This window comes from Clostridium chrysemydis, from assembly GCF_015234215.1.
Lineage (GTDB): Bacteria > Bacillota > Clostridia > Clostridiales > Clostridiaceae > Clostridium > Clostridium chrysemydis.
Window position 1 is genome coordinate 1 of the sequence record NZ_JADEKP010000006.1, and the last position, 22,996, is coordinate 22,996.

The window sequence follows — 22,996 nt, forward strand, 5'->3', positions numbered from 1 at the left end:
GTGTTAGGCACGCCGCCAGCGTTCGTCCTGAGCCAGGATCAAACTCTCAATAAAAAGTTTAATCTGTACTCTTAAAACTTAAATTCGTAAAAAGAATTGCTGGTTTTGTATTATATAAATCTGTTCAATTTTCAAAGATCATTTAATCTCCGTCGCAACCAAGCGACAAAGACTATTATACTCTCTTAATCGACACTCTTCGACTCAAACTACACCTTAACTTAACTTTATTTTAATAATACTTAAATTAACTCAAATTATCTAGCTATTCCTAATACTGACACGCTAGGTAAGGTGTAGTAAAATTATCTTAGGAGTAAATTTTCTATTCCTACATTATAAGTAGAGCAAATTTGCTTATACTTTTCTATTGTTTTATTATCTTTAAAAAATATCGGGAATTTTTTATTGTAGTTACTCCAAATAACAACTTCATCAGATATAAAGCTATAGGTTGAAAATAAAATTCCGTTTATAGATAACTTATTTATTAATTCTAGTTCTTCTAACGAAAATTTTTTAAAGTAAATTGTATTGTTATCAAATCTATTTTTTATATCCTTTAATAGTAATTTCTCTTTTTCATTTAAATTATTCATAACATTTTTAAATGACTCTTCTGAAATAGTGTTTCCATAATAATCAATAATCGCATCCTCACTTTTAAAATAACAATCCTTTAGTATATTATTTAAAGTTTCGAAATCAGAAGTTTCTATTATTCCACTAGAGTAATTATCAAATCCATCTAATATATTTACTATTTTGACTTTAGATATTTCATTAAATTCTTTTTCACTTACTTCTTTCATTAAAATCATCTCCTTAAATACTATTATAGAAATAAATAGAGCTACCGTAAACGGTAGCTCTATAATCTTAATTATACAAATTTAAGACTTTATATGTTTGGTTGTACTATTTAACTTATTAAATCATTTTTTGCATGTGTGAAGCTATTGGATCTGCTAAAGTTCCTACTACTACTTGTAAGTTTTTAGCGTCTAATTTCATTACTCCACTTGCCCCTAATCTCTTAAGAGCTTTTTCATCTACTTTTGACATATCATTTACAGTTAATCTTAATCTAGTAACACAAGCATCTAAGTTTACTATGTTGCTTGCGCCTCCTAATGCTTCTAAGATTCCTGCTGCCTTTTCATCTATTGATGAAGCTTTTTTAGGTTCATTCTCACCGTAAATTTGACCTTCATCTTCTAATATTTCTCCATCTTCTTCTCTACCTGGAGTTTGGATGTTAAATTTCTTTATTGCAAAATAGAATACTACAAAGTATATAGCTGCAAATATTAATCCAACTAAAGCTATTACTAAAGGTTTAGTTGCTATATTAAAGCTTAATGCGTAATCTAAAAGACCTGCGGAGAATCCAAAGGCCATCTTAAGCCCGAGAACCTGTGCTATAGCAAGTGCGAGACCTGTCATTATAGCGTGGAATACATAAAGTACTGGTGCTATAAACATAAATGTGAATTCTATTGGTTCTGTAATACCTGTTAAAAATGCTGTGAATGCTATACTTAATAACATACCTGTAACAGCTTTTCTCTTTTCTTTTTTAGCTGCTAAAATCATAGCTATACAAGCTGCTGGTAATGCAAACATCATTATGAAGTAGAATCCTGTAGTATATAAACCTGCAGTAGGGTCTCCTGCGAAGAATCTGTTGATATCTCCTGTAACTACTGTTCCATCAGGTTTAGTGAATGTACCGAATTGGAACCAGAATATTGTATTTAATACGTGGTGTAATCCAAATGGTATTAATAATCTATTTAATACCCCGAATATAAATGCACCGATAACACCAGCTGATGCCATTTGGTTACCAAATCCATCTATTCCACCTTGAATTGAAGGCCATACATATCCTGCTAAAACTCCTAAAGCTAAACAACAAACTGAAGTTGCTATAGGAACAAATCTCTTACCACCAAAGAATCCTAAGAATTGTGGTAATTGAATATCTCTAAATTTATTATATAATAGCCCTGCTATTATACCTACTATAATACCGCCTAAAACTCCCATATTGATAGTTTTATCGAAAGTTACTGAAACTTTAGTAAGTGTAAAGTACCCTACTACAGCTGCAAGCCCTGCAACACCGTTATTTTCTTTTGCAAGTCCAACTGCAATACCTAATGCAAATAATATTGGTAAGTTATCAAAGATAGCTGCCCCTGCTGCATTCATCCAAGGCCAGTTTAAAACGTCTGGTGCTCCTAATCTTAAAAGAAGCGCTGCCGCTGGTAAACAAGCGATCGGAGTCATAAGTGACTTACCTAACTTTTGTAATGCGCCAAGAATTTTTCCGTTTCCTTTTGACATGTTAAATCCCTCCATTTTTTAAATTTTAAAAATAATTCCTATTTCGAGAAAACACAAAAAAGCTGAAAAGAATACAGATTGAGTGCGTCTCAAATCTATTCTTTCCAGCTAATGCCCAAATTATTTATTCGGTTACACGCCTATTAATTTCTCGATTAAGTTTATGTCTAAATTCTAATACATTTGCAAATACTTGTCAACGGTTTCATATATATTTTTTTGGATTTTTTTATTTTTATTTACTAAACCCTTATAACAAGCTGTTTTATTGTAATTTTATGTATGCAAAAAAGAGCATCACTCGGCACAGCAACACTCTTTTTAATTATAATTTATTAAATTTTAGGGGGGAGTTTTTAAATCATTCTTTTTATATGAGATACTATAGGATCTGCTAAAGTTCCTACTACTACTTGCAAGTTATTTGAATCTAGTTTCATAATTCCACTTGCTCCTAATCGTTTAAGAGAAGCTTCATTTACTTTTGACATATCTTTAACTGTTAATCTTATTCTAGTAACACAAGCATCTAAACTTTCTATGTTACTAGCTCCTCCTAATGCCTCTAAAATACCTTTTGCTTTTTCATCTATATCTGATTTTTTTGATCCTTTTCCAAGTTGTCCTGCATCTTCTAATATTTCTCCATCCTCTTCTCTTCCTGGAGTTTGTAAATTAAATTTCTTTATTGCAAAATAGAATACTGCAAAGTAAATAGCTGCAAAAATTAATCCTATTCCAACTATTAAGAAAGGTTTTGCTGAAATTCCAAAACTTAAAAGATAATCGATAAGCCCCGCCGAGAATCCAAAGGCCATCTTCATTCCAAATAAATGTGCTACTGCGAGTGCTATACCTGTCATTATTGCATGGAATACATAAAGCACAGGTGCTAGGAACATAAATGTAAATTCTATAGGCTCAGTAATACCAGTTAAAAATGCTGTAAATGCAATACCTGCAAGCATTCCTGTAACTGCTTTTCTCTTTTCTTTTTTAGCAGCTAAAATCATTGCAAAACACGCAGCTGGAAGTGCAAACATCATTATGAAATAAAATCCTGTTGTATATAAACCTGCTGTTGCATCTCCTGCAAAGAACCTATTAATATCTCCTGTAACTACAGTTCCATCTGGTTTTGTAAATGATCCAAATTGGAACCAGAATATTGTATTTAATACATGGTGTAATCCAAACGGTATAAGAAGTCTATTTAAAACTCCAAATGTAAATGCTCCAACTACTCCAGCTGCCGCCATTTGGTTACCAAATCCATCTATAGCACCTTGAATTTGAGGCCAAATATACCCTGCTGCAACTCCTAAAAGTAAACAAGCAAATGAGGTAATTATTGGTACAAAACGTTTACCTCCAAAGAAGCCCAAGAACTGTGGCAATTGAATATCCCTAAACTTGTTATATAAAAGCCCTGCAATAATACCAACTAATATTCCTCCTAAGACTCCCATATTAATGCTTTTATCAAAAGTTACTGAAACTTTAGTAAGAGTTAAATAACCTATAACTGCTGCAAGTCCTGCAACACCATTATTTTCTTTTGCAAGTCCTATAGCTATTCCTACAGCAAAAATTATAGCTAAATTATCAAATATAGCATTTCCTGCTGCATTCATCCAAGGAATGTTTAATACATCCTCTGCTCCAAGTCTCATAAGTAACGCTGCTGCCGGCAAGCATGCAACTGGTGTCATAAGTGCTTTCCCTAGTTTCTGTAATGAACCTAAGATTCCATTTCCCTTTGCCATAATAAATCCCTCCATTTGTTAATTAAATATAAAATAAATATAAAAAAGCTGAAAAGAAATAGCAGAATTTTTCTACCTATCTCTTTTCAGCTAATGCCCAATTTGGTTACACGCTGTTTTAATTTTACTGTTTTACCTTATTATACCATAAATATATACGTTTGCAATGCTAATTATTCATATTTCAGAAAAATATTTTTAATTTTATTTATCATTTGTTAATTGACAACGTTTTTATGCTATATTATAATAAATATCGAACAATGTAACTGAGTAATATTAGGCATAAGTTCTTCTTTTTGTAGAAGACTTATGCCTTTTTTATTAAAAATTTGGATTTGTGATATACTAAGGATATAAAATAATAACTTATATATCTCATATGTATTAAAGAAAGGACTTGAAAATTATGTTTGGATTATTTAAAAAAAATAAAAAAGAAGAAACACCTAAATTAGTAGCACCAGTAAGCGGAAAGGTAATAGATTTATCAGAAGTACCAGACCCTGTATTCGCTCAAAAAATGGCAGGAGACGGAGTAGGAATATTAGCTACAGGAGATACAATAGTAGCACCTTGTGATGGAGAATTATCATTAGTTTTCAAAACTAAGCATGCTTTTGCAATGACTTTAGATAACGGTATAGAATTATTAGTTCATATAGGAATAGAAACTGTATCATTAAACGGTGAAGGTTTCGAACAATTAGCAGAGCAAGGAACAAAAGTTAAAGCTGGAACTCCTATCATTAAAATTGATAGAGCTTTTATAGAAGGAAAAGGTCTTTCATTAGCTACTCCAGTTCTTATAACTAACGTTGATAGCACTAAATCTATAACTCCTAAAACTGGAATAGATGCAGTAGCTGGAGAAACTACAGTAGTTGAATACACAGTTTAATTTTTAAAGTTAAAGGGATGCTTTTTTAGCATCCTTTTTTAATATTTAAATTTATATCTCAGTTAAATTTACTATGAATCTTTCAGGTGCTGGCCCTACATATTTAAATGGATAGCATGTTACTAAAGTTAAATTCTTTCCTTTTTTGTTTTCTAAAATCTTTTCATCATCAGGCTTAGTTATAAATGTTTTATTTACCTTGTAAGTATAAGTTCCATCTAAAGTTTCGATCTCTATTTTATCATTTTCTTTTATATTTTCTAAAAATCCAAAGGTAGTTTCCCTGTGCCCTAATATAATTACAGTTCCGTTTTCTCCAGGTAAAACACCATTATCATATATATTTGCACCATCTTTTAAATTTTCTTCAGTTGCACCTATTAAAAGAGGAATTTCCTCCCCTGTTTTTTCAACTATTATTTTTCCATATATCTCTTTTCCGTCAACCTTTATAGTTTTAGGTTTTTTATCTTTATCTTTTTTATCCTCTATTTTTATGTTATCCATATTTTTAAGGACTTCTGATTTCTTAGAATCCCATCCTTCTATATTATCTTTTATTTTATTATTATCTAGCTTTATTTCTATAAAAGGATATGCAATAAAAGAAATACCAAATAATATAAGAATAACTCCTAAAATTCTTTTTATACTAAATTTTTTCAAACCTCTATCTCCAATCATATTTAAAAGAGGATGCTAAACTTAAAAAGTCTAACACCCTTATAATTACTTAGGTTCAACAGACACTCTAAATCTTTCAATATGCATAGCTAAATAAGCTATTTCATCTTCTACTATTTTAGTATCTAATTCCTCTTCTAAAATTTTTCCTATTTTAATTGCTATTTTATAAGATTTTTTATATCTTATTCTTATTACACTTATCAAGTCATTTTCTATAGGACTCTTAGTCATAATTCTCTCTATTGCAAACCTTATATGTGTTAAAAACCTTGCATAATCTAAAGATTTTCTGCTTATCTCTATATTTAACGCATCTTCAACATACTCTACAATAGTATTACTTAAGTAACTATATTTTATAGTATTTGAAAGTTTACCGTTATTTCTAGCTGAATGTATGTGAAGAGTTATAAATCCAATCTCTCCATCTGGTATATCTACCCCTATTTTTTCACTTAATCTCTTAGCTGCATTTCTAGCTAATTCATATTCTCTAGGGTATAGAGTTTCTATTTCTACTATAAATGGATTTTGTATTTCTTCATTGTTTTCTAATCTCTTAACTGCAAATGATAAGTGATCTATAAGTCCTATGTGTATATTTTCACTAAGTTCCTCACCTAAAGACTCTGAAATATCAAAAATTAATTCTTCACAAATACCAAGAAATTCATCATCAACCCTTCCCATCATCTTTTGGAAGTTTTCAATGTTGTTTTCATCTTCTATTATGAATATCTTATCTACTTCTGTTCCCTTTTTAATTATATTTCCAAACTTCTTACCAAAACCTATTCCCTTTGCAAATAATATTTTCTCTTTTCCACCTGACTTAACTAAAACTATATTATTATTGAATACTTTAGTTAAAGTCATATCACCCTTTAGTATATTTTCCATAACACACCACCTAAAACTATTCCTTTAATTTATAATATGTCTTGTGATCTTGCCATACTCCATTTATAAATAAATATTTTTCGTTTGTTCCAAGTTCAGTAAACCCACACCTTTTTAATAGTCCATTAGATCTATCATTATCTAATAAAGCTGAAGCTTCAACTCTATGAAGTCCTAAATCTTCAAAGGAGTATTTCATAGCTAAAAGAAGAGCTTCTCTCATATATCCATTGCCTTCGAAATCTTTATCTATAGAATATCCTATAATCCCATTTTTAAATACTCCATAAACTATATTTGAAACTCTTATCTTTCCTATTATCTTAGTATCTTTTATGATTGCAAAATCTACAGATGACCCATTTAAAAATTGCTTATAACTTTCATTTAATATACTTCTTTGTATATCTAAAGTATAAAACTCACTATCTCTAACAGGTTCAAATTTTTCTAAATGATCTTTATTCCTTTTATAATAATCTAACATCTCTTCTGAATCATTTGGAGTTAAATTTCTTAGATAAATTCTTTTTCCTTCTAATTTTAAGATAGGCTCACAATTTTTATAATTATAATCTTCTCTATTGATACCAAAAACTAATTCATCCCTAGAAGTACCATTTATAATAAGATTATCTGAAATAATTCCTTCTAAAATAAAACCTAAGTCTAAAAAAGGCGATGTTTTTATTCCGTCACCAACCATTACATTTACTTTATACATATCTTTGTCTTTAAAAGTCGCCCTTAGCAAATTCTCTAAAGTCTCTTTTATTAAATTGTAATTATCATCTCTATAGAACTTAAGTTTTATATCACATTTTCTGTTCTCTTTATCTAGGTCAATTATTTCAAATCTTCCTATGTTTATATTGTTTTTATCTCTTATCAGATACTCTGTAATACTTCCAGTGTTTAATGATATAGATATTTTACTGCTTTGTGACATATTACATCTCCCACTATATAATTCTTATATCATTATTATATAATATATATTTCTTATTTACTATCTAACTATTTAAGTTAACCTTATTATATTAGAATTTATATTTTTTATTTTTTCGTCTATTTTTTTCAAATTCTGCATTTATGGGGTTTGTCCAAGTTATACACAGATTTATCAACATGTTGTGAATAACTTTTTTAGATACACCATATATTGTATAGTGTAATTTGTAGATATTTATTTAGATTTGCTGACTTTTATACTATTTGGAAACTTTTTATAATTTTTTATGTAATAAATTAATATAGTTATCCACAGGCATATAAATCCAATCTATTTTACTAACATTCTATTCATATTACTTAACATAAATGATAATTTTCATAATATAATTTTTTACAAATTTTTATAAATTTCTATAAATAAAAAAAATGCATATCTAATCTTAGATTTGCACTTTTTTCTAATTATTATTTCCTTCTATTTTTTAAATACTTATTTAATAACTCTTCTAAATCTAAACTACCTATTAAATAATTATCTTTTAATATTCCTAAATTTGTTTAATTCATTAATGCCTATTATAGATGATATAACTATAATAATACCCCCTAACAGAACACCGTGAATTAAGTAAAGTCCACTTTCGCTTGGAAGTAAACTTTGCCCTGTCACTACTAAAACATAATCTAGATACTTAGAATAATTTAATTTATTTATAATAGTATTTTCAATATTAAAATACTTTAAAAAGCTAAATAATAATATAAATATAACAATCGAACTCGTTTTATTTTTAAATATGGTTGAAAACCCTATTACTAAAAATGAAATTGTTATTATGCTAGATAATATATATATCATCGTCTTTAATATAATAATTGAAATCGCTTCAAAATTTACATATTTACTTAGACTATCAATAACTTCTTTATTAAATACCTCTATAGGTGCCCTTAACTCTCCAACCCCAAACTTTATTGATGTAATAATAAAAGGTATAGTAATAAAAATAATCATAATAATTAAACATGCAAATATAGATACTAATACCTTTGATAGATATATATTTTTACTTTTTATAGGTAAAAGAAATAACAACTTATTAGTTTTATTTTCAAATTCACTTGTTGAAATAATAGATGCAATTATTATAAAAATTAATGGTAAGATAAACCCTATACTTCTTAAACTCATTAATATTGAATTTATTCCATTAGGCTCAAACTCACGCAATATCGAATAGTCTATGTTGTTTTCCAAGGCATACTTATATTTTTCTATTGTATAATATAAATTATTCTTTTCTTCTCCATCGTCTAGTAACTCTATAAATTTAGATTTTTCTTCAATAAAAGCTTTCATAATTAATTTATCATCCTTTGAATTTAACGCTCTTATAAATTCACTTTGATATTTATTTTCTTCTCTTTCATTAACTAAATCCTCTTTTAATTGTTCATCTTTTGGGTTTACTTCTAATTCTTTTTGAAGTTTTTCTATCCTTTCATTTGATAGTATTAAATTCTGTTTAGCATTATCTAATTGTGTTTTATAGTAATCATCCTTGCTAAAATTTAATGATTGTAAAGTAAAAAATATAGATGCCAAAATTAGAAAAAGTAAAATACTTATAAATATCTTGCTTTTAAATAACTTTTTCACTTCAAATTCTATCAAATGAATCATAGTAATTCCTCCTTATAAATTTCAGAATAATTGCTTTTAATATTATTCTTAATTTGAGAAATTCCATCTATTAATATTTTTGAACTTGTAATATCATTAGCTAATTTCATAAGCTCATTATCATAAATACTAATTATTACTCCATCTACTATTTTCTCAACTTTTATAACATACTCTTTTTTATATAAGTATTCTATAATTTCATCTTTAAACTTTGTAGTAATCAAATATTTTTCATTAGATACATCTTGTTTTGATAAAACCTCTACAATTCTTCCTTCTTTTAAAAATATGAATCTATCACACACACCTTCAATGTCTTCAAAATTATGAGATGAAATTAAAGCGAACCCACCATTTCTTTTCACTAAAGACAATATGTTATTAAATTTTTTTATGCTTTCTTGATCTATTCCATTTGTTGGTTCGTCAAGAATCAATCCTTCTTTAAATTTTATAAAACACATTGCTAAATACAGTTTTTGTCTCATTCCAAAAGAATACTTCCCAACTTTTTTCTTTAAAATATTATCATTAAAATTTATAAATCCCTCAATATCATCTATTGAAACAATACCGCTATTATAATTTTTAATAAAATCTATATGGTCCCTTCCATTTAGGTTTTCGTATAAATCCGCTGTTTCTATTAATCCAGAAATTAAAGAAAAATATTGTTCATCATAATCTTCTATACTTTCTCTATTTAAAGTTATTTCGCCCTCATCTATTTTTAATAACTTCAAAATACATTTCATCAATGTAGACTTCCCCGAACCATTTGGTCCTATTAAGCCAACAATTTCTCCATTTTTTATAGTAAAGGATATATTTTCTAAGACCTTTATATCATTAAATCTTTTAGAAATATTTTTAACTTCTAACAATTTTTCACCTCTTAACTGCTTTATTAATCTAAGATTCTTAATATATAATACTATTTACATAATTTTACAGTCAAATTTAACCCAATCCCTCTTACAGTTTAGATATTTTGTTTGACATTCACCTTTAATATTACATCTTCTAATAATTTCACTTCTTATTTTTTACATAAAAAAAAGTGGCTCTCGCCACTCTAGTAAATAAAGACTGCATTTAAAGCAGCCTTTTAATTATTTTATTCCTATTATATCCTTAATAACTTCTCCACCTATTATCATTCCTGCAACTGGCGGTACAAATGAAATACTTCCAGGTATTTGTCTTTTAGATGCACATTTTTTAGTTCCTCCAGTACAAACACAACCTGTTTTGCAAGTAACTACATCTTCACTTTTAGGTTTAGTTGGTAACTCTTCTGAATAAACAACCTTTAATTTTTTAATTCCTCTTTTTTTAAGTTCGCTTCTCATAACTTTTGCTAAAGGACAAACTTTTGTTTTGTGAATATCTGATACCTTAAACATAGTAGGGTCAAACTTATTTCCAGTTCCCATTGAACTTATTATATTTATTTCATTTTTATAGCAATATTCTGCAAGGGCTATTTTTGCACTTACAGTATCTATAGCATCTACTACGTAATCATAATCTTTTAAATTAAACTCTTCTAAATTATCTTTAGTTACAAATGTTTGATGAGTTTCTACGTTACACTTGTGGTTTATAGAAAGAATTCTCTCTTTCATAACATCTACTTTAACTTTGCTTATAGTATTATAATTTGCGTGTATTTGTCTGTTAAGGTTAGTTAAACAAACTGTATCATCATCTACTAAAGTAATATTACCTACTCCAGCTCTAGTTAAAGCTTCAACAGTAAAACTTCCAACTCCACCTACTCCAAACACTATAACTTTAGCATTCTTTAATTTATCTAAACCATCTCTTCCAATTAATAATTCAGTTCTTGATAGTGAGTGTTGTGCTGACATATATCTAAACTCTCCTTTTCTCTTATAGTTTTATATTTAACTATATTTATTAATATATAACTTATATTTTATTTTATCTTTCTAGTATGCACAAGGGTTTACTTAATAATCTTTAATACCTATAATAGAAGTTAGATTTTATTTAATTTGGAGGAAATAATTATGGTTATCGGAATCATTGGCGCTATGAGCGAAGAATTAGAAATACTTCTACAAGATATGAAAGTAGAAGATAAAAAAATAAAAGCAAATATGACTTTTTATAAAGGTAAGCTTTGGAATAAGGATGTTGTTGCTGTAGTTTGTGGAATAGGTAAAGTTAACGCTGCAATCTGTACTCAAATCCTTATATCAGAATATAATGTAAATGCTGTAATAAACGTTGGAGTTGCTGGCGGAATAGGTAAAGATATCTACCCTGGTGATGTAGTTATAGCTGAAAACCTAGTTCAACACGATATGGATACAACTGCTTTTGGAGATAAGCACGGTCAAATCCCAAGACTTGATATATTTGATTTTAAATCAGACGAAAGCCTATTTAAAGTTGCAAAAGAAGCTTGTGATGGAATAGAAGGATTTAATACTTTCCACGGAAGAATAGTTTCAGGAGACCAATTCGTTGCTGATATAGATAAAATTCATTGGCTTGAAAATGAATTCGGTGCTTTAGCTTGTGAAATGGAAGGTGCTAGTATCGCACACGTAGCTCACCTTAACGGAATTCCATTTGTAGTTATAAGATCTATTTCAGATAATGCAAATAATGGAGCTCATATGGATTTTGAAAAATTCACACCAATTGGAGTTAAAAATTCAACTAGAATTTTAAAAGCTATGATTGAAAAAATGTAAGCTTTACGCAAAACAGGACTATATCAACTAATTGATATAGTCCTGTTTTGCGTAAACATTAATATTAAAAATTAAAGGTATATATATCTAAACTAATTTAGTTAGCCTAAATATTTATTGTATAAATTTATTTTATCATATTAAGATAGATAAAATTTTTAGTTTTTGTATATTAAATGTAAACTTATTTAAATAACTAATTCTCTGTCTTCTTCTTTAGTTATCTCTTTTAAATCTATTATGTTTCCTTCGCTATCCTTTTTTGGACTTACTTTATTCATGTAATAAAGAGGAAGTGCATATAAAATTCCACCACCTATTATATTTCCTAAAGTAACCCAAACCATATTGTTTAATACTTCTCCCCAAGGTAGACTTCCAATTGTAAAGAAGCTTATAGCGAAAACTCCCATATTAGCTATACTATGCTCAAACCCTGCAATTACAAATGCAGCTATAAGCCAAAACATAGCTATCATCTTTGCTGATTCTGATTTTAGTTTAACATTTGCATATGTAGCTATACATACTACAAAGTTACACATAATACCTTTTAATACTAAGCTACTTATATCCATACTAGTTTTAGCTTCTACTAACTTAGGTAAATAGCTTGGGAAGATATTGCTTCCTGAACCACTCTTAATAAAAATAAAGCCTATAATTATACACCCTATAAGGTTTCCTAAATAACTTAAAGTTAAAACCTTAATAACTGAACCTATATTTTCTTTTTTATCATAATACGCTATCCCCATAGTTAAGCAGTTTCCAGTAAAAAGATCTGCCCCAAGTAAACATATAAGAACTAACGCTAACGAAAAAGTAAATGCCGGAAACATCTTAGCTAAAACTGGCGAAATATCGTTTGTCATAGCTGCTAAAGTATATGATAAAATAACTGCAACACTTAAATAAAATCCTGCCATAATACCTTTTACTAGATACTTTAAAGGTTTAGTTTGAGCTAAATAAGCTTTTTCTCTTGCACTTTTGTTAATGCTTTTGATTTCTTCTGATACCATTTTATTATTTTCCCCGCCCTTATTGTATTTTAAAAGGCTTTACTTAAACTCTAAGCAAAGCCTTTACCATTATATCAAAAAATTCATATTATTAACATATTTTTTAAATTTAAGTTACTTTAACTTATGAATGAATAATCCGCTTCTAAGCTTTGGTTCAAACCAAGTTGATTTAGGGGGCATAACTTCTCCTATATCTGAAACTGACATAATATCGTGTATATCTGTAGGGAACATAGAAAAAGCTATTTTCATGTCTTTATTTACTCTTCTATTTAGCTCCTTTATTCCTCTTATTCCACCTATAAAATCAATTCTGTTTGAAGTTCTTACATCCTCTATCCCTAAGACTGGTTTTAAAATATTTTCTTGAAGTATTGAAACATCAAGTCTTTCTATAGGGTCAAACTCATCGAAAGAACCCTCTTTAGCTATTAAGTGATACCACTCTCCCTCTAAATTCATTCCAAAAGTATGCCTTTTTTTAGGTTTAAAACCGTTTTTAAATTCATCTCCTTCTGCTTTTTCAACATAGAAACAGCCCTTTATCTTATTTATAAATTCTTCTTTACTATATCCGTTTAAATCCTTACAAACCCTGTTATAATCCATAACATGAAGTTCGTTATCTGGAAAAGCTACAGCTAAAAAGTAGTTAAACTCCTCTTCACCTGTGTAGTTTGGGTTTTCTTTTCTTCTCATTTCTGAAACCCTTGCAGCTGATGCGCTTCTGTGATGTCCATCTGCTATATAAAGACTATCTACTTCTAAAAATAAATCTTTCATAACTTTAACTACATTTTCTTCATTTATAACCCAAACAGTATGTCTTATTCCATCATCAGATGTAAAATCATACTCAAATTCCTTTTTAGTATAAGCATCTACTATTTCAGTTAAATATTTATTATATCTATAAGTTAAAAATATTGGTCCTGTATTTGCATCACAATAATCAACATGATTTATTCTATCCTCTTCTTTATCCGCCCTAGTAAACTCATGCTTTTTAATATTGTTATTTAAATAATCATCAATAGACGCGCAAAATACTAACCCAGTTTGACTTCTTCCATCCATAACTTGCCTGTAAATATATAAACATTCATCTTCATCTTCAATAAACTCGCCTCTAGAGATCATAGAGTTTAAATTATCTCTAGCTTTTTCATATACTCTCTTATCGTGAATATCTATACTTTCCTCTAAATCTACTTCCGCCTTATCTACGTGCAAAAAAGAAAACTCATTATCTTTGCAAATTTCTCTTGCCTCTTCACTATCCATAACATCATAAGGTAGTGCGGCTATTTTAGATGCTAATTCTTTTTTGGGTCTTACTGCTTTAAACCCTTTTACCTTCGCCATAATTTTACCTCTCTTTAAAATTATTTTATCTAATTAATTCTTACTAATTTAATTTAAACAAAATTTATTAAAACCCTCTTATTATAAATAAGAATTAATTAAATAATTAGAGCTATCTAAATTTTAAATAGCCCTAATTAATATATTAAATATGAAAATAAGCTTTAATTACTTCTACAACTTCTTCTCCTATTCTGTCTTGAGCTTCTCTAGTAGATGCACCTATATGAGGACTTACACTAACTCTTGGATGATTTACTAAAGCTTCCTTAGGGTGCGGTTCTTCTTCAAAAACATCAATCCCAGCTCCTGATACCTTCCCTGAATCTAAAGCTTTTAAAAGTGAATCTTCACAAACTACTTTTCCTCTAGCACAGTTTATTAAATAAACGCCTTCTTTCATTAAAACAAATTCCTTTTCACCTATTAAAGGTCCATTTTCTTTATCATATGGAACATGTATTGAAATAAAATCAGATTTTTTAAGTACATCTTCTAAGCTTAAAAATTCATAATTTAAATCTTCATGTTTCCCTTCTATAGTATAGTAAATAACTTTCATACCTAGTGCAGTTGCCTTTTTACCAAGGCTTCTACCTATCCTTCCCATACCTAATATCCCTAAGGTTTTACCTGAAATCTCTGTTCCTTGGTAAGACTTTTTATTCCACTCCCCGTTTCTCATAGTAGCATTAGAAACACCTAAGAATCTAGCTACTGAAAGCATATGTGCTATTGCAAGTTCCGCTACTGAATCTGAACTTGCGTTTGGAGTATTTTTAACTTCAACTCCAAACTCTTTTGCACTTAAAACATCTATATTATCTATCCCTACCCCTGCCCTTATTGCAAGTTTTAATTTTCCTTTAGACCCTTCTTCTAAGATATCTCTTTTAAGTTTTGTTGCACTTCTTATTACTATAGCATCAAACTCTTTAAGTTTTTCTCCTAAAACATCCATATCGTAATGAGTATTTACTACTTCAAAGCCTAAGTTTTCTAACGTCTCTATAGCCCCTTTTTGTAAACCGTCATTTGTCAAAACTCTATACAAACCCTTTGCCCCCTTATTTATTATTTTAACTTTAAAATATCTTCTATATTCCCTAATAAATCTTTTAAATCATCCATACTACAATCTGCCATATGAGCTATTCTAAAAGTCTTTTCCTTTAAAGAACCATATCCATTTGATATAGTATATCCTCTATTACCCAGTTCTTTATTAAGTTCTGCTACACTTATACCTCTAGTATTTTTAATAGTTGTAAGAGTATTTGATAAATTGTTTTCGTCTGCAAATAATTCAAAATACTTTCTTCCCCATTCCCTTACGTATTCAGCCATAGCTATATGCCTGTCAAACCTATTTTGAAGACCTTCTTTATTTAAAATATAATCAAGCTGATAATCTAGAGCGAACATATGTGATAAAGATGGTGTTGACGGATATTGATAATCCTTCTTTTGGATGTATTTATATAGAGTTAATAGGTCTAAATAGTATCCCCTATTTGGTACCTTTTCAGCTCTTTCTTTTGCTTTGTTTGAGAATGTGCAAATTGAAAGCCCTGGAGGAAGTCCTATAGCCTTTTGAGTAGATGTTATTAAGATATCTATATTACATTTATCTACTTCTATTTTAGTTCCAACAGCTGAACTTACAGCATCAACTACAAATACCACATCTTTATACTTTTTAACGACTTCGCCTATCTCTTCTATAGGGTTCATAATTCCTGTAGAAGTTTCGTTGTGAGTTATAGTAATTAAATCATACTCACCAGTTTTTAATACACTATCTACTTTTTCAACATCTACAGCTTGACCCATTTCAAATTCAAATAAATCAGCTTTTACATTATTAGATATTGCCATTTCATAAAATCTTTTCCCAAAAGCACCTACTGAAAAAATAGCTGCCTTTTTTAAAGTACACGATCTAACTGCCCCTTCCATCAAACCGCTACCCGAAGTTGTTGAAAGTAATATCTCACTATCTGTAAAAAATATCTTTCTTAAATTATCACTTATTCTTCTTTGAATTATAGAAGCATCTTTGCTCCTGTGCCCTATCATAGGCTCTGCCATCTTTTGAAGCACGTCAGGCCTTACTTCTACAGGCCCTGGTATAAATAACTTTTTGTGCATTTAAACCCCTCCCAAATTTTTACGCTTATTAATTGTTAAAATTGATTTTACTACTATATTACTTTTTTTACAAATATTTTTACATCTACTTTAATTATATACACACCACTTGAAAAAATGTTTCTATTTTACGGACAAAGCTTATTATCTTAAAGAAAATATAGATAAACCATAATACTTTTGCTTATATTCTTTTTAATATACTGTATAAAAAAAGAAAAGCCTCTATATTAATAGAGACTTTTCTTTTCATTGATTGAAAGGAAAACTTTTATTTTAATGAGTGAATCCATAAGATTCTTTTCTTGGGTCAGCTTTTAAAATACGTGCTTCGTTTAAATCTTTTATAGCAGTATTTAAATCAATAACTAATTGTTCTGCCATATTGTGTCCAAGGTCTGCACGACATACGAAACGTTGGATTATTGTTTCTTGTAAATTAGCTGGTAGAGGGTAAGCTGGTACTTGCCATCCTTTCATTAATAATCTGTCTGATAGATCGTATAATGTCCAGTCAACATTTGCATCATCTTTTAATTTATAACATACGATAGGTAAATTTGAACCGTCATTATAAATTTCAAATAATCCTGTTTTTTCAAGTTCTTTAGATAAGAACATAGCTACATCTCTAGTTCTTTCATGTATTTTTTTATATCCATCAAATCCAAATCTTACGAAGTTATAGTATTGACCTATAATTTGACTTGCACTTCTTGAGAAGTTAATTGCCATAGTTGGCATTTTTCCTCCTAAGTAACTTACTTCAAATATTAATTCTTTAGGTAAGTATTCTTCATCTTTCCAAAGAACCCAACCTATACCTGGATATACTAAACCGTATTTATGTCCTGAAGTACTTATTGATACTACGTTTTCTAATTTAAAATCCCAAACTAAGTCTGGAGTAACAAATGGTGCATATAATCCACCTGAAGCTGCATCAACGTGAATTGGAACACTTAATTTTGCAGTTTTGTTGTATTCTCCAATTACTTTATCTAAAGCTTTTATATCATCATATCTTCCTGTATATGTTATACCAAGTATTCCAACTATACCGATTGTATATTCATCAACATAATCTAAAACTTTACTTGCATCTAAGTATCTCATATCTTTTTCCATTGGTACTGTTCTCATTTCTATGTCCCAATATACACAGAATTTTTCCCAGCAAACTTGATATCCTGAAGATATTACAAGGTTTGGTTTTTTAGCATTTACATCTATTCCTAATTTTTCTGCTCTGTTTCTCCATCTGAATTTCATAGCCATACCACCAAGCATACATGCTTCTGATGATCCAACTGTTGAAGTTCCCATAAATTTTTTATCTTCTGGTGCGTGCCATAAATCAGCTATAATATTTACGCATCTATTTTCTATTTCAGTTGTTTGAGGATATTCTGACTTATCTATAGCATTTTTTTCTAATGTTTCTGACATTAACTTAGTAGCCTCTGGCTCCATGTAAGTTTGGCAAAAAGTTGCTAAATTCATTCTAGCATTACCCTCATCCATTAATTCGTCTTTAACTAATCTGTATGATACTCTTGGTTCTAATGATCCTTTTGGCATCTTATATTTTGGTAAATCAACATCTTCTTCTAATGTACCAAAAATAGGTGTCCTATAAGTGTCTTTTAATTCTCTATTTTCTTTACTAAATAACATAGTAAAACCTCCCTAAAATTAATATATTTCATATTCATCTAAAAGATTAATTTAAAATTTCTCTTATAGGTAAACAAATTATCTAATTATTGTTTTTATTATCTGTATTTATTTTATTTACACTAACATTATTTTCATGATTTATGCTATCATCTTGATTCATATAATCTTCAGGTTCTGGCATAATTCTGTGTTGTCCTCTTGCAATTGGAGGAACAAATTTATTTACTTCATCACTTGTCATAACTTCTGGTTCTTTTACTTTTTTATGAGCTGATTTATCGTGAACTGCATAAATTGCAAATGGTATTATTAATACTACGATAAATCCAACTATTAATATTGCTTCGTATTCTTTTGCACTTGAACCACTTAAAGATGATGGTGGTACGAAAGAAATTACAAATGCGATTATTGACATAACAAAACCGACGATTGAGATTATCATTTTTACTACTGTACCGCCTGGTACTTGGTAAGCTCTTTTTAAATCTTTTTCTTTTAATACTAATTTAAAATATGCAATAAAGAATAAGAAATAAGTAATTAAGTAAACAACAACTGTAAGTGACATAGCAGTTAGGAATGAAACGTTGTTTCCTCCACCTCCGAAAGTTAGAAGTGCTGCCCAAATTGTTACTATGATACCTTGTACCATAATTAATGGTGTAGGTACATCGTGTTTATTTACTTTTTTAAATACTGCAGGTAATATACCTTTTTGAGCTGCAACGTACATACCTCTTGAAGGTCCTACAACCCAAGCACTAACTTCTGCACTAACTCCGACAGCTATTAATAATGCAATTATTTTAACTATCCAATCACCATTTGGTGTAAAGTGAGCTACTAAAGCTTGGAATGTTTGTATAACTCCTGAACTTAAGTTTAATTGTTCTTTTGGTATTACTGCTGCTACTGAAAGACCACCGATTGTGTCTAAAACTATTGCACAAACAACTAATATAATCATAGCTAATGGGTAATCCCTTTTAGGATTTTTCATTTCATTAGCGTGAGTTGCTGAAGCTTCAACTCCCATATAAGCTAGTATAAATGATACGAATACTACCATTGTGTTTAATTTAGTAAAGTCTGGGAAAAATGTTTCTGCACTAATTTTAACGTTAAGTGGGTTACCTTGAACAATATATGCAATTGCTAATCCAAATAAAATTACTGATGGAACTACGATACCTATTATAAATCCGACTTGTGCTATTTTAGCTGTATATTTTGTTCCTGCTAACTGTGTGAAAGTTAAAATCCAAAATACTACTAAAACACCAATAAATTTTATAGTTGGATCTGTATTAAGTGCTGGAAAATCTAAAACATATGACAATGCACCTAAAATGAAATATAACATTGTTATAAATCCTATTGAAATTTCAAAGAATTGAAATGCTATCGCTGCAAATCCATATTTTTCTCCTAAAGTATTTCCAACCCAAGCAAATACACCACCTGTTTGCCAACCATCTACTGTTGCCATTTCAGCGGCACATAATGCAACTGGTATAAACCATAAAAATCCACCTGCTAGAAGATAAAACACTAAGCTAAATCCTGATGTTGCAAATGTTGGATATTCATATGCTGCCATAACCATTGATGCTGTCATAGCGAAGAATCCAAATAAAGTTAAATTCTTTTTAGAAGCACCCGGTGGAGTTAATGGCACACTTTTATTTTTTGATCCATTATCCATTTTTATCAAATCCTTTCAATGTTTGTTTATAACCCAAGTATATCAATGCCATTTTTTAGTGTAAATCCACATATTTTGCTATAAAACCATATTAATATTCAAATTTAACCTTTAACTTAACTTATATACCTAAAGATAGCCTAAGATACCTTAATCTTAGTTTTACTAACTTTTTCTAAATATAAAATACAGAGATTAAGCTTAATCTCTGTATTTTCAAGGGCTAAGGCCTATTTTTTTAACTTTTTCTATATTTGTAAATTTTGCTAAACATAGTAATATAGCCATTTAACGTATATTTTAATTGCATATACAAACACTTATTACATTAAATCTGCGTTTATTATTTCAAAAACTTCAATTTCTTTACATATTGATGGTTTTAAGTATATTTTGATAACATTCTTCATACATTTGTTCTATTTTTTTCCTTTAGTTAATTAATTTAATAAAAAAAGCTTTCAAAATGCTAAGTTTAGCATTTTGAAAGCTTAAATTTAAATTCTTTGTTTTATTCCCAGTAAGCATCTTCACCAAGCAAAGTGTTATCAAGACCTCTTAATTGTTCTTTTTCAGTTGCTCTTATAGGATAGATACTATCTATAACTTTTAGTATTATCATAGTCACAACAAAAGAGTATATTGCAACTATTAATACGCCAAGTATTTGTATAAACATTTGATGCATACCACCATCTACTGTATTTACTGCTACAGATGCAAAGATACCAACTAAAATACTTCCAGTTAAGCCTCCCATACCGTGAACACCCCAAACATCTAGCGCATCATCCCATTTCATTTTTCTTCTTACTGCTATACTTACAAAACTAACTATAGGTCCTATAATACCTATAATAACTGCAGCTTTAGGGTCTACATATCCAGCGCAAGGAGTTATAGTTGCAAGACCTGCAACTGCACCAGTTAATAAGTCTACAAATTTTAATTTTTTATTTATAGTTACTGATATTATAGTCCAAACTATCATTCCAACAGATGCAGCTATTGCTGTATTTACAAAGGCTGCTGCTGCAATTTTATCTGCTGCAAGAGAGCCTCCTGCATTGAATCCAAACCATCCAAACCATAACAGTCCAGTACCTATTGCAACTATTACTAAGTTATTAGGATCTAAGTTTTCACCTTTTTTTATAACTCTTTTTCCTAGATAAATTACAGATGCTAATGCACCAAATCCTGCACTTACGTGTATTACTGTTCCTCCTGCAAAATCTATAAATCCTAACTTTTCTAAAAATCCTCCACCCCAAATCCAGTGGCATACTGGTATATAAATAAGAATAGTCCAAGCTATCAATATTAATATATACCCTTTTAGATTTAATCTATCTGCAAATGCTCCTGTCATTAAAGGTGCTGTTATTATAGCAAACATCAATTGATACGCAAAAAACATAACAAACGGTATTGTTGCACCATAACTTGGGTTTGGTGCAAGTCCTACTGAATTCATGCCAAAAAACTGACTAATGCTTCCTATAATACCAGCGTGATCTGTTCCATAAGCTAAACTAAATCCTCCAAATATCCATATGATTGTTACAATTCCCATAGAAATAAAACTCTGCATCATCATAACTAATACATTTTTCTTTCTAACAAGGCCTCCATAAAATAAAGCAAGACCTGGTGTCATTAAACATACCATAGCGGTACATATAATCATAAATGCCGTGTTACCACTATTTATCGCTCCCATAATAAAAAAACTCCTCTCTATATAATTTCTTTTTTATTTTATATCTAATATGTATTTTTTTGGGTACATATTATGTTTTTTTACATTTAAATTACATACTTTACATTAATACCATATTAATTAACTATTTTTTCTTGTTTTAATGCATTGCTAACTTGAAAAGTACTTTTTTTATTTTAAATTTCTATTAAGTCTTCTTATTTAGCCTATTTATTTTCCACTTTATTCAATTATATTGATTTATTTTACAATTAAATCTATCAATTACCATATAATTAACTAAACTTTTAACCTTTGGTCTAAAACTGTTATTTTTTGTTATATTATTCATATTAAGTTAACTGTTTAGAGATTTTATAAGTGCTATCCTGTAATTAAAGAATAAATTTAATTTTATGAGGTGATTTTGATGATTGATAATTTAAATAAGCTAGTAGAAAAAAATAAGGCTTTTATAAAAGATGGACATGTTGCAACTTATATTCCAGCTTTAGCTAAAGTTGATCCTAACCAACTAGGAGTTAGCATAGTTGATTTAAAAGAAAATAAAGCTTTTAATGCCGGAGATTCAAACGTTAGATTTGCTATAGAAAGTATTTCTAAAGTTCCTGTATTAATTCTTGCAATTCTTGATAATGGTTTAGATTTTGTATTTAGTAAAATTGGAACTGAACCTACAGGATTTCCTTTTAACTCAATTATGAATATGGAAATTAGACACGGTGAAAAGCCTACTAACCCATTCGTTAATGCTGGTGCGATAGCAACAAACTCATTAGTGAAAGGAAAAGATTCAGACGAACGTTCAGCTAGAATATTAGACTTTTTCAAAAAAATAATGAATGACTCTAATATAACATTAGACACCGATATATATTTATCTGAAAAACGTACTGGAGACGTAAATAGATCTCTTGCTTTCTATATGAAAGGTAATGATATAGCTGATTTCGATGTAGATGATGTTTTAGATTCTTATTTTAGACAATGCTCAATGCTTGTAACTGCTGAAGGATTAGCTAATATGGGTGCTGTTTTAGCTAACAGAGGTGTTTGCCCTTGGAATAAAGAACGTCTTTTCGATGAAGAAGTAGCTACAATAGTAAAATCTTTAATGACTTCTTGCGGATTATACGATGAATCTGGTACTTTCTCAGTTCACATAGGGGTTCCTGCTAAAAGCGGAGTAGGCGGAGGAATATTAGTTGCTGTTCCTAATAAATGTGGTATAGGATTATTTAGTCCTGCATTAGATGTTCCTGGCAACAGTGTAGCTAGTATGAAGCTTTTAAAAGATTTATGTACTGAATACGAATTAGATATATTTAGATAATAAAAAAAGATGATGAATTTTTAATTCATCAT

The 22,996-nt window shown here is 29.2% G+C and carries 19 protein-coding genes; 3 read left to right on the forward strand and 16 right to left on the reverse strand.

Annotation, left to right across the window (positions count from 1 at the left end):
- Positions 1–305 precede the first annotated feature (305 nt).
- The 3 genes from INR60_RS13675 to nagE (INR60_RS13685) all read right to left on the reverse strand — a co-directional run bounded on the left by INR60_RS13675 (position 306) and on the right by nagE (INR60_RS13685) (position 4,118).
- A complete protein-coding gene (locus INR60_RS13675; RefSeq protein ID WP_194192062.1) occupies positions 306–812 on the reverse strand; it encodes a hypothetical protein in 507 nt (168 codons plus the stop codon).
- A gap of 118 nt (positions 813–930) precedes the next feature.
- Positions 931–2,352 carry an N-acetylglucosamine-specific PTS transporter subunit IIBC gene (gene nagE / locus INR60_RS13680; RefSeq protein WP_194192063.1) on the reverse strand — a complete coding sequence of 474 codons (1,422 nt, stop codon included), beginning with the start codon at positions 2,350–2,352 and terminating at the stop codon, positions 931–933.
- Positions 2,353–2,708: 356 nt separating this feature from the next.
- Positions 2,709–4,118 carry an N-acetylglucosamine-specific PTS transporter subunit IIBC gene (gene nagE, locus INR60_RS13685; protein WP_194192064.1) on the reverse strand — a complete coding sequence of 470 codons (1,410 nt, stop codon included), beginning with the start codon at positions 4,116–4,118 and terminating at the stop codon, positions 2,709–2,711.
- A 409-nt stretch (positions 4,119–4,527) separates the two neighbouring features.
- Here nagE (INR60_RS13685) and INR60_RS13690 point away from each other — a divergent pair, with 409 nt between their 5' ends.
- On the forward strand, positions 4,528–5,019 hold the full coding sequence (locus INR60_RS13690; protein ID WP_194192065.1) for a PTS sugar transporter subunit IIA: 492 nt from the start codon (positions 4,528–4,530) through the stop codon (positions 5,017–5,019).
- A gap of 51 nt (positions 5,020–5,070) precedes the next feature.
- On the opposite strand, the gene srtD is transcribed toward INR60_RS13690, so the two are convergent.
- The 6 genes from srtD to INR60_RS13720 all read right to left on the reverse strand — a co-directional run bounded on the left by srtD (position 5,071) and on the right by INR60_RS13720 (position 11,121).
- Complete coding sequence (gene srtD, locus INR60_RS13695) at positions 5,071–5,685, reverse strand: class D sortase, LPxTATN-specific (protein WP_238480457.1); 615 nt, start codon at positions 5,683–5,685, stop codon at positions 5,071–5,073.
- A gap of 63 nt (positions 5,686–5,748) precedes the next feature.
- Positions 5,749–6,606 (reverse strand): glucose PTS transporter transcription antiterminator GlcT, encoded by an 858-nt coding sequence (gene glcT, locus INR60_RS13700; RefSeq protein ID WP_194192067.1) that lies wholly within the window; start codon positions 6,604–6,606, stop codon positions 5,749–5,751.
- 16 nt (positions 6,607–6,622) lie between these two features.
- Positions 6,623–7,555 carry a GNAT family N-acetyltransferase gene (locus INR60_RS13705; protein ID WP_194192068.1) on the reverse strand — a complete coding sequence of 311 codons (933 nt, stop codon included), beginning with the start codon at positions 7,553–7,555 and terminating at the stop codon, positions 6,623–6,625.
- Between the two features lie 537 nt (positions 7,556–8,092).
- Complete coding sequence (locus INR60_RS13710; RefSeq protein ID WP_194192069.1) at positions 8,093–9,244, reverse strand: ABC transporter permease; 1,152 nt, start codon at positions 9,242–9,244, stop codon at positions 8,093–8,095.
- Positions 9,241–10,131: an ABC transporter ATP-binding protein gene (locus INR60_RS13715; protein ID WP_194192070.1), complete on the reverse strand. Its 891-nt coding sequence runs from the start codon at positions 10,129–10,131 to the stop codon at positions 9,241–9,243. The genes INR60_RS13710 and INR60_RS13715 overlap by 4 nt, the downstream gene beginning before the upstream one ends.
- Before the next feature lie 228 nt (positions 10,132–10,359).
- Complete coding sequence (locus tag INR60_RS13720; protein ID WP_194192071.1) at positions 10,360–11,121, reverse strand: tRNA threonylcarbamoyladenosine dehydratase; 762 nt, start codon at positions 11,119–11,121, stop codon at positions 10,360–10,362.
- A 162-nt stretch (positions 11,122–11,283) separates the two neighbouring features.
- Here INR60_RS13720 and INR60_RS13725 point away from each other — a divergent pair, with 162 nt between their 5' ends.
- Positions 11,284–11,976 (forward strand): 5'-methylthioadenosine/adenosylhomocysteine nucleosidase, encoded by a 693-nt coding sequence (locus INR60_RS13725; protein WP_194192072.1) that lies wholly within the window; start codon positions 11,284–11,286, stop codon positions 11,974–11,976.
- A gap of 188 nt (positions 11,977–12,164) precedes the next feature.
- Here INR60_RS13725 and INR60_RS13730 read toward each other — a convergent pair whose 3' ends face one another.
- The 7 genes from INR60_RS13730 to INR60_RS13760 form a co-directional block, all read right to left on the reverse strand.
- Entirely contained in the window at positions 12,165–13,001 is an 837-nt protein-coding gene (locus INR60_RS13730; RefSeq protein ID WP_194192073.1) for a formate/nitrite transporter family protein, read from the reverse strand.
- A 114-nt stretch (positions 13,002–13,115) separates the two neighbouring features.
- Complete coding sequence (locus INR60_RS13735; RefSeq protein ID WP_194192074.1) at positions 13,116–14,369, reverse strand: DUF1015 domain-containing protein; 1,254 nt, start codon at positions 14,367–14,369, stop codon at positions 13,116–13,118.
- 145 nt (positions 14,370–14,514) lie between these two features.
- Positions 14,515–15,423 (reverse strand): D-2-hydroxyacid dehydrogenase, encoded by a 909-nt coding sequence (locus INR60_RS13740; protein ID WP_194192075.1) that lies wholly within the window; start codon positions 15,421–15,423, stop codon positions 14,515–14,517.
- Positions 15,424–15,443: 20 nt separating this feature from the next.
- Positions 15,444–16,520 carry a pyridoxal-phosphate-dependent aminotransferase family protein gene (locus INR60_RS13745; RefSeq protein ID WP_194192076.1) on the reverse strand — a complete coding sequence of 359 codons (1,077 nt, stop codon included), beginning with the start codon at positions 16,518–16,520 and terminating at the stop codon, positions 15,444–15,446.
- 276 nt (positions 16,521–16,796) lie between these two features.
- Complete coding sequence (gene gad / locus INR60_RS13750) at positions 16,797–18,197, reverse strand: glutamate decarboxylase (RefSeq protein ID WP_194192077.1); 1,401 nt, start codon at positions 18,195–18,197, stop codon at positions 16,797–16,799.
- A gap of 82 nt (positions 18,198–18,279) precedes the next feature.
- A complete protein-coding gene (gadC, locus tag INR60_RS13755) occupies positions 18,280–19,908 on the reverse strand; it encodes a glutamate/gamma-aminobutyrate antiporter (RefSeq protein ID WP_194192078.1) in 1,629 nt (542 codons plus the stop codon).
- 511 nt (positions 19,909–20,419) lie between these two features.
- Complete coding sequence (locus INR60_RS13760) at positions 20,420–21,631, reverse strand: ammonium transporter (RefSeq protein ID WP_194192079.1); 1,212 nt, start codon at positions 21,629–21,631, stop codon at positions 20,420–20,422.
- Positions 21,632–22,040: 409 nt separating this feature from the next.
- On the opposite strand from INR60_RS13760, the gene glsA reads away from it, so the two are divergent.
- The gene (gene glsA, locus INR60_RS13765; RefSeq protein WP_194192080.1) at positions 22,041–22,964 is read left to right on the forward strand and encodes a glutaminase A; all 924 of its coding nucleotides are present in this window, start codon (positions 22,041–22,043) and stop codon (positions 22,962–22,964) included.
- Positions 22,965–22,996 lie beyond the last annotated feature (32 nt).